Consider the following 12,442-nt stretch of genomic DNA (forward strand, 5'->3'; position numbering starts at 1 on the left):
GCAAAAAGGCCATCGCGTGGATGGCCTTTGACTTTGTCACAGCAGGACGAATTTATAACCTATTACTCGTCGTTCACGGCTTCACGAGTCGTCTGCCAAGCGCTCTGGGCGCCTTCTTTAGTGGTTTGCCACGCATCCCGCGCATTGGCTTTGGTCTGTTCCCACCAATCACGATCATACGTTGGGAAGGATTCTACCTCTTCTGACGTGGCCTCTAGCATGATGCGGTGTTCGGTTTCACCATCGCTTTCAGTGTGCGTCTCGAGCGTGAAATTGTCCGTGTCGACGACGATTTCACGGCCACCTAAGCCCAACACCGCACCGCTCTCGATGACAAGTGCAGAAATTCGCATCTCTTCATCGAACAGAATATCGTCGACTTCCCCGATTTCTTCGCCAGAACCATTGGCAAAGAAGACGTCTGCATCGAGGATGTCTTCAGCGGAGTACATACCCTGAGGCTCGGTTTGGGCGTGAACACCAAACGCCATGCCGCCTAAGAGGGCCGTTGTGATGGCAGTCGTTAAAATAGATTTACGCATAGCTTCTCTCCATGTGGCTATCGGTAGGTAGCGTCATGCTACTCTTGGTGAATTCGGTATTAAGACCTTTAGTGAAAGGACGACGTACGACAGAGTTTAGAGACCGTTGGCCCAATCATCCGCGCGGCGCTCAGCTTCTTCACGTTCCAAGCCGTATTTTTGCTGAAGCTTACCGACCAATTGATCCTTTTTACCGCCGATCTGATCCAGCTCGTCGTCAGTGATCTCACCCCAACTCGCGCGGGCTTTACCTTTCACTTCTGTCCATCTGCCTTCGATTTGATCCCAGTTCATGTTTATCACTCCTTGAAGTTCGTGAACGTCATCAGGCATCTCTCAGGTTAGACGACATATGCACATGTGCAAGCTCGGGTATTGATATGGGTTAAAACAAAAAGGCTGGTCAGAACACGTGGGGGGTGTTAGGATGCGCGCTCCTCGCATGTGTTGACCCCTCCATCACGACGATAAACGTTCATCACTGACGCTGAGCAGTACGTGCCACGCCAGTCGAAACGTTTGCGGGAACATCTCACTGACTGCAGATGTTCATTGCTGTGAAGATGGCGCGCCTCCAGTATTTCACCAAACGGGTGAAATCGGCGCAGAAGGTCGCCACAGCGGTTGGCCCGCAAATGCGGTGTTGCCAGCCGAATGCTAGGTGCGACCGGCGTCTCCGACTCCACTGATGACGATATCCGCGATGCGGAGCCTTGTTCTTTTGCAGCGTACTATTACGCGCTGCATGAAAACAGAGTCAGAGACGCTTACGATGTTTTTTGCCGGTTCTTCCGGCCTACCAAGGTGTGATTAATGACCTCGACTTCTGTCGCCTCGCCGAGCTTCGGCGATCTGGCTCTATTGCCTGCCGTTCTGTCTGCTGTTGAAGCACAGGGCTACGAAACTCCTTCACCCATCCAGGCGCAGACCATTCCTGCGTTGCTGGAAGGTCGCGATATGCTGGGCCAAGCGCAAACGGGTACCGGCAAAACCGCTGCTTTCGCATTACCGCTGCTGTCGCGTCTCGACATGCAGCGTCGCGAGCCCCAGGTACTGGTGCTTGCGCCGACACGCGAACTGGCTCAACAGGTCGCCGTCTCTTTTAGCCGTTATGGCCAAAACCTTCAGGGGTTGGAAGTGGCTACCCTCTGCGGTGGTCAAGAGTACCGTGAACAGCTAGGTGCGTTGAAGCGTGGCGCACAAGTGGTCGTTGGCACACCGGGCCGAGTGATCGACCACTTGGATCGCGGCAGCCTGAAATTGGACGGTCTCTCCGCACTGGTACTGGACGAAGCCGACGAAATGCTGCGCATGGGCTTTATCGACGACGTCAAACGCGTGGTTGCCGATACCCCGAAAGATGCCCAGCGTGTCTTCTTCTCGGCCACGCTGCCGACGGAAATCGAGCGCATCGTCAACCGTTATTTGGTCAACCCGGTGAAGGTGGCGATCGAGTCGCGCACGACCACAGGTGAAAACATCGAGCAGCGCCTCGTGCGTGTCGACGGTGGTGCCAAGCTGGAAGCGCTGTCGCGTATTCTCGAAGTCGAGCCGGTCGATGCCGCTATCGTCTTCGTGCGCACCCGTGCGGCCTGTACCACGCTGGTCGAGCAGTTGACCGCTCGTGGCGTCAACGCCGCTGGCCTATCGGGTGATCTGGATCAGAGCCTGCGCGAGCGCACCATTACCCGCTTGAAGCGTGGCAAGGTCGACGTGTTGATCGCGACCGATGTGGCGGCCCGTGGCCTCGACGTTCCGCGTATCACCCACGTGATCAACTACGACCTACCGCAAGATGCAGAAGCCTACACCCACCGTATCGGTCGTACCGGTCGTGCGGGCCGTAGCGGCATCGCGATTACGTTCGCGGGTTTCCGTGAAGGCCGCAAAGTGGGCTGGATGGAGCAGGCCACCGGTCAGAAAATGACCGAAATGCCGCTACCTGACGAAGCCGCTATCCGCGCTCACCGTGACGACGTATTCCATCACCGCGTGGTGGCTGCACTGACCAAAGGCGCTGAAGAGCAGCGCGCCCTGGTCGAGCGCCTGGTGGAAGAGGGGCATGACGCCGTTGAGCTGGCCTGCGCGTTTGCCGCCATGGCCCGTGCTGACGAAGCGCCGATTGGTCGTCTTCAGGCACCGCGCAAAGAGCGTGCCCCGCGCGATGGCGCACCGGGCAAGCCGGGTGGTGCCCGCCGCGAGCGCTCCAGCGCGCCCAGCGAAGGCATGACCCGCTACCGCGTCTCGGTAGGCCATAAAGACGGCGTGAAGCCGGGCCAACTGGTCGGCGCGCTGGCGAACGAAGGTGGTATCGAAGGCGCACGTATCGGCCGTATCGATATCCGTAACGCCTTCTCCGTGGTCGAGCTGCCCAGCGGGTTGCCCTCCACGATTCTGGCGAAAATGGCCCGCGCCCGTGTGGCCGGTCGCCCGCTGGAAATCAGCGAAGACCGTGCGCCGGAGCGCGCCCCGCGCCGTCGTCGTGACGATGGCGATGCCCCGGTTCGCCGTCGCGAACGCGCATAACTCATTGCTAGGCGCTGGTTAGCGCCTAACCGATGAGTCACATCCCCCTATGCCACTGGCCCCGTGCCTGCTGGCATAGGGGGATTTTTTTTGGCTACGCTAAATGTTCATTACCTGGATACAAGGAGCCTGCATGGACGCTGCGCTACACGAATGGAACCTGTCACCCAAACAGGCGATTGCCCTGCAGTCACGGCTCGCCAAGCAGTTGGAGAGCCGTGATCGCATCGATCCGGTGAGGTATATCGCGGGGGTGGATATTGGCTTCGAGGAGGAGGGCGCGGTAACGCGGGCGGCGGTGGTCGTATTGAAGTGGTCACCTGAGGCGGCTCCTCAGTTGCCCGTGGTCGAGCAGGTGGTGCATCGCGAACCTACCCGCATGCCCTATATTCCCGGCTTGCTCTCCTTTCGGGAGATTCCTGCCGCGCTAGGCGCATTTGCCAAGCTCGAAACGCGGCCACAGCTGGTTATGGTCGATGGCCAAGGCATTGCCCATCCAAGGCGACTTGGCGTAGCAGCACACTTGGGGCTGTGGCTCGATCTGCCTACCATCGGTATCGCCAAGTCACGCTTAACCGGCACGCATGGCGCGGTAGGCGACGCGCGGGGTGATTGGGTGCCGCTGATGGCGGATCAAGAGGTGATCGGTGCCGTGCTGCGCTCGCGGGAAAACGTCAAGCCGGTGTTCGTCTCGCCGGGGCATCGGCTCACGCTGGAAACGTCGCTCGAGTGGGTGTTGCGATGTCTGGGACGCACCAAGCTGCCCGAGCCGACCCGGTTGGCCGATCGGCTGGCGTCACGGAGGGACCATAAAGCGAGCCAAAGGCGGCTGCTTTAGATAAAGCCGAGAAAGCGCTGCAGCAAGCTGGTGGCGTCTGGCGTTTCACGAATGTCGTCCAGCAGTCGATCAGGATCGTCGCCCTGGTCGCGTAGGGCGGCGCGTTGACGCTCGATATAGGCACGCATCACCGGGGAAGAGAACTCCGGGTGAAATTGCACGCTCCATTGGCGTGGCCCGTAACGCAGCGCTTGGTGAGCGTCGTGACAGTTGTGGGCCAAAATCGTGGCGCCATGGGGAAGCTGCATTACCGACTGGGCATGGGTGAGGTGCGCGGGAAAGTGCTCGGGTAGCTGGCGAAAGAGTGGGTCTTGCTGGCCTGCTTGGGTCAATCGCACCGTGCGCGTGCCCGATTCTCGCCCGGCAGGGTGGTAGTCGCTGATGCCGCCAAAGGCCGCTGCCATGAGCTGATGTCCGTAACAAACGCCCAGCAGCGGCAGGTCATCGGCAAGGGCTTGCTGCAGCCACGGCTTGAGCGCCTCGCTCCAGGAGGGTTGCTCGCTTACCATGCTATGCGAACCGGTGATCACGGCGCCGACGATGTCGTCGGGTGGGGTCGACGTCAGCCGCGCATCCCATACCTCGAGCGTGACTCCCGAAGGAAGCGCCTCGTTCAATCGGCGTGTGAACAGCTGCTCGAAATCACCGTGTTGGTCGACCACTTCAGGGAAGGCATCCCCGGTTTTGATGATGACTAAAGAGGCCATGGCATTCTCGTTATCGTATCGCGGCAGTGGAAAGATAGCCGAATCGGGTGATTCCGCTGTAAGCTAAAACGTCTTCCTCGACCAACGTTTTACCATACATTAGGAGCTGTAGATGCAACAGATTACCCGCGCGGGCGCGCCGATGGACGTTGCGGGCACGCTGCCTGCGGTAGGTCAAGCTGCCCCCGAGATGACGCTGACAAACACCGACCTCGAAGATGTCACCCTGGAGACCTATCAGGGCAAGCGTAAGGTGCTAAACATCATCCCCAGTGTCGATACCCCTACCTGCGCGATGTCCACTCGGCGTTTCAACGAGCTGGCCTCCCAGTTGGAGAATACCATCGTGCTTGTCGTATCCGCAGACCTGCCGTTTGCCGCCAAACGCTTTTGTGGCGCCGAAGGGTTGGACGATGTCGAAACGCTCTCCACCTTTCGTCATCGCGAATTTCAAAAGGCCTGGGGCGTGGCGCTTTGCAATAGCGCCATGGAAGGACTGTGCGCGCGGGCCGTGGTCGTGCTGGATACGGACAACCGTGTGCTGCATAGCGAGCTAGTGAGCGAACTGAAAAACGAACCGGATTACGACGCGGCGCTGGCAGCGCTCAAGCGCTAGCCCGTTCGCGGCTCTGTTTGGCGGCCGTCACCAGTGCGCTAATGAGGCGCTGCTGGGGACGGTTGAAAATCAGCCACTCCGGGTGCCACTGCACGCCGATCAGAAAGTCGTGGTCCTCTGATTCGATCCCTTGAACCAATCCGTCGCGATCCCGTGCAACGATCTGGATGCCTTTTCCCGCGCGGTTGACGGCCTGGTGATGCAGGCTGTTCACCCGACACCAAGTGACGCCCAGCAATTGATACAGTTGGCTGCCGCCGACGATATCGACCGTTTTACGGGGCAGCACGGTACGCCGCCGCTTCAAACCTTCATGGGTGGTATAGATATCGGGATCCAGCGTGCCGCCTAGGTGCACGTTGATCAACTGCGCCCCGCGACAAATGCCGAGTACCGGCGTGTTTTGCGGGATGAAGCGGTTGAGCAGGCTCAGCTCCAGCTCGTCTCGGGCGGGGTCCAAACGCACGTCGAACTGAACTTCGCCGCCGTAAAGGTGCGCTTGAATGTCGTCGCCACCGCCAATGATCAAACCGTCCAGGTGGTCAGGGAGAGCCCGAGAGGGCGACAGGCGAAGCGGCTTGCCGCCATGTCGCCAGACGGCAAACCAGTCAAAGCACCAGGCAAGTTGGCTTTTACGATCCGAGGTGGTTATTCCGATCAGCGGTCGAGGCATGCGGCGAGCGTCTCTTATTGCTGTGATGAATGAAGGCAGGGGAGAGTCATGAGGCGCCAAACGGCCTCGATAGCGCTGCCTTCAAGCGTTCCCACCAAGGCTTGCCATGCTCGGCAATGTATTCATCGCAGCGCGCTCGCAGCACGTCATCGTTGGCGGCTAGCTTCTCGACTTCGACCCAGCGGTTCCACTCCAGTACCGATCCCCAGCCTGGCTGTGAGAGCTGGGCATTGGGCAGGCGATAGTGGAAGGTCGGGCGCGGCTTGGTCAACTCGCCATGCAGCAGCGGGTGCGGGTGGTTGGGACGCAGATACGCAAACAGCGGGAGCAGATCCAGCTCTCGGTTGCGGGTGGGGTTGTGGTCCAGGTAGTCCTCGATGAAAGTATCCAGGTCCGGCTGGTAGCGGGCGTCCAGCACCTTCAGCGCATACTCTTTATGAAACGGGTTGGCATGGGGCAGCATTTCCCGAGTGATATCGACTTTGATCTCTTCGCGTAGCCAGCTGGCCAGCAGCAGATAAGCGCGCATCATGGCGAGCAGATAATCCACCTCATCGCTCTCCACCTCGGGATTGAGATGCAGGCCAAAGCCATAGAGCAGGCTGGCATCGGTGCCTTTGGCACCTTTTTCTCGCAGCGTTTCGAAGAGCGTATCCAGCGTTTCCAGCTCGTCCCATGGAATGGGTGGGCAGACGATTTCGGTGGGTACCAAGCCGGTCACCATGTCGCCAATCAGTTCTCGGGTTTTTTGATGGAACTCGACCCGACGCTGATGCTGTTGACGTGCCCACTCGCTATCGCTTTCGTGATGCTCTTCCAGCAGGGCTTTATCGGGGTGGGCATATTGGGTGTCCAGCTCGATACCGAACTCTCCCCAACGGGTGCCTTCCACCTGTAGCCGATGAGGGCTGACCACGTTAAGCTCCCCACCAAACAGCATGCGCACCAGCTCGGCGGTCTCGCGTGGCGGTAAACCAGCGAATTCGATTTCGACGCCGACACGGCGCCGCTGGCCATCTTTATTGTCGCGTTTGGGTGGGGCTTGCAGCGTCATCTCGGTATCCTTGAGGTGAACGTTTGTAGCGTCAGCCTATCATAATCACGCGTCGAGGCTGAGCGCCATCCGCGTGTTCAATGTTAATCACCGGTTCCCTTGGCCGGTCTATGTCGGGAGCAATGCGTGCGACAGCACTGGATAACCAAGATCATCGTCGGCATCTTACTCAGCCTGCTGCTCGGTTCTGCGGCGTCTGCGCAAAGTGTCTCGCTGCCCAACCTGACCGGCAGTGAGTCGTCGGAGCAGGCGGAGGTGAGCAACGAGGAGTTTCAGAGCTCGCTGAGCGATGTGATCTCGATGCTCGAAAACGAGGAGCAGCGCACCGCACTACTGGACTCGCTGCGCGAGCTGCAGGTGAGCACCGAGGCCGCCGAGGAGGATGGCGTCGTTCGCCAGGGGTTGTTAGGCGCGCTGGCCGACACGTTGACCGACATTGGCGAGCAGGCTCAGGCGGGCGACTCGCCCATCGATGAGTGGTCCCGCCAGCTCGTGCAGGGCGTCGAGGACTTACGCGCCCTGAACGATGGTGCAGATCAAGGAGAAGCCATTCGCGCGATAGCCGACGGCGCGGTGTTGGCCTTCGTGTGGAGCGCGTTATTGGTCGTCATGATCGCCTTTGGTCGCTTGATCGCCACGCGACGTCACTGGCCGCTGGACCTGCCAAGGGACCCCAAAGCGTGGCTGTTGGCAGTGCACTTTTTGCGTCGAATGCTGCCCTGGACGCTGGCCTTCGCCATTACGCTCGGTATCGGGCAAATTCTCCCCTATAGCCCCGGGCGGGCAGTGGTATTGGTGGTGGCGTACATCTGCCTATGTGGTCGGGCGCTCTCGGTGGTTTTCGAGACCGTCATTGCCTTCTTTAGCCGTGGGCACCGCTTCCCGGCAGTGCAGGTGTTACAGCACAAAGCGCTACGCGGTCTGTTCGTCATCGGCGCGCTGATTGCCCTGGGCGATGCGGTGAACTCCACGCGGCTGGTGGAGCTGCTGGGGGCAGAGCTCTCCAGCCTCGTATCGGTATTGGCGAACATGTTGGCAGCGCTCTTGTCGGCTCGTTTCATCTTCAAATTTCAGCGGCCGATTCGTCATCTGATTTGTAACCGACCCTACAAACAGCGACGCGATGCCAGCACCGCCGTCGAGATGGTACGGGCGCTTGGCGGGCTATGGCATATTCCGGCACTACTGATGGTGGGCGGCTCGCTGCTGGCGATTTTCATTACCGTGGGGGATGTGGGGACGGCCCTGGCGCGCTCGATTGTCTCTGCCAGTTTGCTGGTGCTGACGCTAGTCGTGACCGGGCTGCTGCGCCGCCAAGCCGAGCGGCTCAACAAGCGCCGCCATCGCCGCCGCTTCAGCCAGTACCGCAAGCGTTTGGAACGTTTCGGGTTCGTGCTGGCACATATTTGCGCGTGGATGGTGTTCGCCGAGCTCTCTATGCAAGTGTGGGGCGGTTCGCTGTTTGGTTTAGGCCAGCAGGCGGTGGCCAGCGCCCGCATCGGGCAAGCACTGGTGAGCCTTGGGGCAACGATCTTACTGGCGTGGTTGGTATGGATCTTTGCCGATACGGCCATTCAGCGGGCGCTGACCTCGTCGGCCCGCTCACGCGGGCGGCGGGTAAATCAAGCCCGTGCGCAAACCATCACGCCGATGATTCGCAACGTCATTTTCGTAGCGATTCTCATCATCGCGGTGATCGCAGGGCTAGCCAATCTTGGGGTAAACGTCACGCCGCTGCTGGCCGGTGCCGGTGTGATCGGTCTGGCCATCGGTTTTGGTGCGCAAACCCTGGTGCAGGATTTGATCACCGGTATCTTCATACTGATCGAAGACTCGTTGGCGGTGGACGACTTCGTGCAGATCAACGGGCATATGGGCACGGTAGAAGGTCTGACGCTGCGCACCGTGCGGCTGCGAGACCTGGATGGCGTGGTGCACATCATCACCTTTAGCCGCATCGAATCGATCCACAATATGTCTCGCCAGTTCGGTATTGCGCTGATGCGTATTCGCATTCCTTACGATATGAAAATCGACGATGCGATTACTCTGATGCAGGAGACCGCCCAGGAGCTGCGCAAGGACCCGATGATGCGTCACTACATCTGGTCGCCGCTAGAGATGCAGGGCGTGCAGGGCTTCGAAGAGGGCTGCCCCATCCTGCGGATGCGTTTTCGCACCGCACCGGAAATGCAGTGGGATGTCTCTCGTGCCTTCAATCTGCTGCTGAAGCAGCGCATGGAAGCGCAAGAGATCGACCTGGGCGTGCCGCGTTTGAGTGTCAGCATGGAGGCACGCTCCGAGTCGCGTATGGAAGACGCCTCCGGCACCGACCTAAGCCTGGAGCGAGGGGAGGAGAGTGCTTCCTCTTCGGCAGACGAGGCGCACAAAAAGCCGACGCCCCCGAAGCCCGCACCACGCCCCACTCAGGCGGAAATCCGTCAGGACGAGCGGGAGCGCCACGGCACGTCAGCCCAAGCCAAGCCCCATGCTCAGGACAAACCCCAGAGCGAGGCCTATACTCGCCCCCACGGTGAAAACGGCGATGAGTAGCCATGGCCCGCGCAGGCGGCGCCAGCGGTTGTAGAGCGAGACCGCATGGCTGACGCGATCGACCAGTTCATCGTGGCGAGAGATTGCATGATCCGGCGGTAAAGAGAAGTCGTTGGCCACGTCGCCCTGCCAATGGGCACCGTGGGTCAGGCCTAGGCGAGCGCGCAGGCGGCCAATGTCGCTCAGCGTATGGTGCAGGGTGTCGTAGGTTTGCCGGTGAGGCGGCACGGCGAGCACGGACGTGGCATCCTGGCGTAGCGCGCTATTGGGGCAGCGGTCCACGGCACTCTTGATCTGCTGGTCGTTGGCCTCTGGTGTCAGGGCGAGGCGTTGGTACAGGTCGCGCATAATCCAGGAAGTCTCTTTCCAAGCGTAGTGATTAGTAGGTTTGCATCAAATAATCATAGGCATTTTTGATGCGTTGAAAACGCGCCGACGCTAGAGCGACCTGGTGCTCGCTCTCGGAGTAGAAGCGATCTGGGTGGTGAAGCTGGGCCATGCGGCGATAGGCGCGGCGTACATCGGTTTTGCTCGCCCCTGGCGTCAGCCCCAGGACGGCGAGGGCGCGAGTGGTGCGATCGGGAGGCGGTGGGCTGCTACGTTGCTGGCGTCGTCGTGACTCCTCTTGCCGCGCCTGCTCCTGGCGTGCTCGCTCTTGGCGTGCCTGCTCCTGACGCGCTTGTTCGGCTCGGGCCTGTTCGGCGCTGGACTGTTCCGCCCGCGCTTTGGCGCGGCGGGCGTCCTCTTTCTGCTGCTTCTGTTTTTTTTCCTGCTGCTTATCGGCTTTGGCCCGCTGCTGCTGTTCTTGCTCGGCCTGCGATGCCTTGGCGCGTTGTGCAGCCTCGGCTTCTTCCCGCGCTTTGCGGGCATAGTAGTCCGGGTCGTGAGCTTGCCAGTAGGCGTCGCGGCTCGGGTCTTCCGGCTGGCGCAGCGGCTGGCCGGTCAGCTCTTGGAACAGCGTACCCAGGGTCGTGGGCGTCACGTTTAACAAATCGGCTAAAAACCGCAGAATGTAATGATTAGCCAACGAAATATCGCCGTCGTCCGTGGCCACGGTAATCGCTTGGTGCATCACACTCAGGCTACGCTCTTTAGAACACTCTTTGCGTACCACCTCGGCGGCCAGCTGAATGGCGTGCAGGTCTTGGCTGTGGGCAATACTCATCACCGGCCCCAGTTCGTGTCCGTGGCGAAACTGCGATGTCACCTGGGCCAAGCGGCGACGCCGCTGGCCTTCCGAGACGTGCTGGCGGTGCACCAGCACCCAGCCCAGCAGTAGTAGTGTGGCCGTATCCACTTGGCTGCGGCTTTTGAGCAGCAGCAGCTCAAAGGGTGAAAAACGGGCGATGGACATTCCCTAGCTCCAAGGCGAAGTAGTAAACCGTAGCCTCTGTTTAGCAGACCACTATGGCGAGCTCACCATGGTATATCATCGTGTTTGGCAATGAAGTAGGAGATTCGTGAGGTGATCAACGTTGAGCGTAAAAATAGCTTCCAACTGCGCCTATCGCGGCGGCTAAAAGAAGAAACCTCGCATACGCTCGATGTGTATTTGTTCGTGCCCAAAGAGCTTGGGTTGAGCACTCACGTCATTTCCGAAGAGGCATTTTATCATGGTGCGATCAGTGTCTCGCGCACCTACTACAGCGACGAGTATCACTTGCCGCTGGTGCATAGCCGATTGGCTAGCCGTAACCAGTTGGGCAGCGACTCTTACCGCTTGAGCCTCAGCCTTTACGCCTATCAATACGTGGGGGCCTTGGAGCGCACCACCCAAGCCTTGCTGGCTGACGCCCGTAAGCTGCGTCGCGATCCAACCGATGAGCCAGACGCCTGGGATGAGAAGGCCAACGCACTGACCAAACGGCTCGCGGAAATGAGTGACCTGAGTGACGGCATTCTCAAACGCCTGCGGCGCAACCCGCCCAGCGACGATCGTCTTTATAAATACTTTGCCAATATCGACAACTACCTCTCCTGGTTCACCGAGCAGCAGCTGTTGGCGCTGATCGCGCACATGCCCAGGGGAGGGCGATTTAGCGACATCAAACGGCGCTTCTTGACGGTTTGTCAGCGCGAAGGGGAGTATCGTCAGACGCAGGAGTACAACGCTGAGCGAGTGGTGGAAGACCCCACTCGCATGTCGAATAAAATGCGTTTATTGCGACGTCTCATCGAGCATCCCATCACCCTGAAACAGCGTGCTTTGGAGCTGGGTAATGGCGAGCAGAAAGCAGTGAAAGCCCTGGCAACAGCGGTGGTGATGGCATTCGTTTCGCTGGGCGTGCTGCAACTGCGCAGCGCCCTGGGCGATATCACCGCCCTGTTCGTACTGGCCATGGCGCTGCTCTATGCGTTGCGGGAAGTGTTCAAAGACGATCTGCGCAACACGCTATGGCGCTGGTTGCGTCGTGGCCGTCCCAAATGGCGACGTCAGTATATCGACCCTACCCGCAATGCCCTGGTGGGGCGGCAGCTTGAGTGGTTTGACTACAAACGCTACGCCGCCTTGGATCGTGACATTCAGCAGATGCGGCGGCGCACCGTTGCCCAGCGGGACGAAGTGGTCATGCATTACCGCTCCAGCTCGCATATGTCGCCCACCCGCTTTCTAAGCGGATACGAACACACTCGTGAAACGCTGCATATCGACCTCTCGATGCTGACGCGTTTGATGAGCAAAGACAAACACCACATCTATCGTCTCAAAGAGGGTCAGGCAGTGCGGGAGAGCGTCGAACGTCGCCATCTTTTCAATCTGGTGATACGCGAGACCGGCAGTGAAGATGCCCCCTATCTGGCCCGTTGGAAAGTCGTGGTGAGCCGTTCCGGTATCGTGGATGTCGAGCGAGTTGCCGAAAACCGCGACACCTAATCGCTTTTCCTTTGCCATTGAATGCGACTAAAAGCTAAAAAGTAAACGTTTACTCTGA

The 12,442-nt window shown here is 59.5% G+C and carries 12 protein-coding genes; 5 read left to right on the forward strand and 7 right to left on the reverse strand.

All coding sequences use genetic code 11. From position 1 onward, the window contains the following. Window positions 1-62: 62 nt before the first annotated feature. Together FHJ80_RS01315 and FHJ80_RS01320 are read right to left on the reverse strand one after the other, a co-directional pair. Window positions 63-542 carry a PRC-barrel domain-containing protein gene (locus FHJ80_RS01315; RefSeq protein ID WP_139525259.1) on the reverse strand — a complete coding sequence of 160 codons (480 nt, stop codon included), beginning with the start codon at window positions 540-542 and terminating at the stop codon, window positions 63-65. 96 nt (window positions 543-638) lie between these two features. Next, window positions 639-836 carry a CsbD family protein gene (locus tag FHJ80_RS01320; protein WP_139525260.1) on the reverse strand — a complete coding sequence of 66 codons (198 nt, stop codon included), beginning with the start codon at window positions 834-836 and terminating at the stop codon, window positions 639-641. A gap of 519 nt (window positions 837-1,355) precedes the next feature. Here FHJ80_RS01320 and FHJ80_RS01325 point away from each other — a divergent pair. Continuing rightward, complete coding sequence (locus FHJ80_RS01325) at window positions 1,356-3,068, forward strand: DEAD/DEAH box helicase (protein WP_139525261.1); 1,713 nt, start codon at window positions 1,356-1,358, stop codon at window positions 3,066-3,068. 133 nt (window positions 3,069-3,201) lie between these two features. Further along, complete coding sequence (gene nfi / locus FHJ80_RS01330; RefSeq protein WP_139525262.1) at window positions 3,202-3,906, forward strand: deoxyribonuclease V; 705 nt, start codon at window positions 3,202-3,204, stop codon at window positions 3,904-3,906. Here nfi and FHJ80_RS01335 read toward each other — a convergent pair. Continuing rightward, window positions 3,903-4,613, reverse strand: a complete 711-nt coding sequence (locus FHJ80_RS01335; RefSeq protein WP_139525263.1) for a glutamine amidotransferase — start codon at window positions 4,611-4,613, stop codon at window positions 3,903-3,905. The two genes, nfi and FHJ80_RS01335, sit on opposite strands and share 4 nt — an antisense overlap. Window positions 4,614-4,725: 112 nt before the next feature. Between FHJ80_RS01335 and tpx the strand changes: the two genes are divergently transcribed. Next, window positions 4,726-5,229, forward strand: a complete 504-nt coding sequence (gene tpx, locus FHJ80_RS01340) for a thiol peroxidase (RefSeq protein ID WP_139525264.1) — start codon at window positions 4,726-4,728, stop codon at window positions 5,227-5,229. Here tpx and FHJ80_RS01345 read toward each other — a convergent pair. Then, the gene (locus tag FHJ80_RS01345; RefSeq protein ID WP_139525265.1) at window positions 5,219-5,902 is read right to left on the reverse strand and encodes a gamma-glutamyl-gamma-aminobutyrate hydrolase family protein; all 684 of its coding nucleotides are present in this window, start codon (window positions 5,900-5,902) and stop codon (window positions 5,219-5,221) included. The genes tpx and FHJ80_RS01345 overlap by 11 nt on opposite strands. A 46-nt stretch (window positions 5,903-5,948) precedes the next feature. Continuing rightward, entirely contained in the window at window positions 5,949-6,956 is a 1,008-nt protein-coding gene (locus FHJ80_RS01350; protein ID WP_139525266.1) for an amidoligase family protein, read from the reverse strand. A gap of 126 nt (window positions 6,957-7,082) precedes the next feature. Here FHJ80_RS01350 and FHJ80_RS01355 point away from each other — a divergent pair, with 126 nt between their 5' ends. Next, window positions 7,083-9,509, forward strand: a complete 2,427-nt coding sequence (locus FHJ80_RS01355; RefSeq protein ID WP_139525267.1) for a mechanosensitive ion channel family protein — start codon at window positions 7,083-7,085, stop codon at window positions 9,507-9,509. Here FHJ80_RS01355 and FHJ80_RS01360 read toward each other — a convergent pair. Together FHJ80_RS01360 and FHJ80_RS01365 are read right to left on the reverse strand one after the other, a co-directional pair. Beyond that, window positions 9,426-9,857, reverse strand: coding sequence for a hypothetical protein (locus FHJ80_RS01360; protein ID WP_139525268.1), 432 nt, complete (start codon window positions 9,855-9,857; stop codon window positions 9,426-9,428). The genes FHJ80_RS01355 and FHJ80_RS01360 overlap by 84 nt on opposite strands. A gap of 31 nt (window positions 9,858-9,888) precedes the next feature. Continuing rightward, window positions 9,889-10,863, reverse strand: coding sequence for a DnaJ domain-containing protein (locus FHJ80_RS01365; RefSeq protein WP_139525269.1), 975 nt, complete (start codon window positions 10,861-10,863; stop codon window positions 9,889-9,891). 111 nt (window positions 10,864-10,974) lie between these two features. Here FHJ80_RS01365 and FHJ80_RS01370 point away from each other — a divergent pair, with 111 nt between their 5' ends. Then, complete coding sequence (locus FHJ80_RS01370; RefSeq protein ID WP_139525270.1) at window positions 10,975-12,384, forward strand: hypothetical protein; 1,410 nt, start codon at window positions 10,975-10,977, stop codon at window positions 12,382-12,384. The last annotated feature ends 58 nt before the right edge of the window (window positions 12,385-12,442 follow it).

The sequence above is a fragment of the Halomonas sp. BL6 genome, from assembly GCF_006228115.1.
Taxonomy (GTDB): Bacteria; Pseudomonadota; Gammaproteobacteria; order Pseudomonadales; family Halomonadaceae; genus Vreelandella; species Vreelandella piezotolerans.

Bases quoted from the DNA above. Each gene is read 5' to 3' on its own strand.
- FHJ80_RS01315 (WP_139525259.1), bottom strand. From the start codon at position 542: ATGCGTAAATCTATTTTAACGACTGCCATCACAACGGCCCTCTTAGGC.
- FHJ80_RS01320 (WP_139525260.1), bottom strand. From the start codon at position 836: ATGAACTGGGATCAAATCGAAGGCAGATGGACAGAAGTGAAAGGTAAA.
- FHJ80_RS01325 (WP_139525261.1), top strand. From the start codon at position 1,356: ATGACCTCGACTTCTGTCGCCTCGCCGAGCTTCGGCGATCTGGCTCTA.
- nfi (WP_139525262.1), top strand. From the start codon at position 3,202: ATGGACGCTGCGCTACACGAATGGAACCTGTCACCCAAACAGGCGATT.
- FHJ80_RS01335 (WP_139525263.1), bottom strand. From the start codon at position 4,613: ATGGCCTCTTTAGTCATCATCAAAACCGGGGATGCCTTCCCTGAAGTG.
- tpx (WP_139525264.1), top strand. From the start codon at position 4,726: ATGCAACAGATTACCCGCGCGGGCGCGCCGATGGACGTTGCGGGCACG.
- FHJ80_RS01345 (WP_139525265.1), bottom strand. From the start codon at position 5,902: ATGCCTCGACCGCTGATCGGAATAACCACCTCGGATCGTAAAAGCCAA.
- FHJ80_RS01350 (WP_139525266.1), bottom strand. From the start codon at position 6,956: ATGACGCTGCAAGCCCCACCCAAACGCGACAATAAAGATGGCCAGCGG.
- FHJ80_RS01360 (WP_139525268.1), bottom strand. From the start codon at position 9,857: ATGCGCGACCTGTACCAACGCCTCGCCCTGACACCAGAGGCCAACGAC.
- FHJ80_RS01365 (WP_139525269.1), bottom strand. From the start codon at position 10,863: ATGTCCATCGCCCGTTTTTCACCCTTTGAGCTGCTGCTGCTCAAAAGC.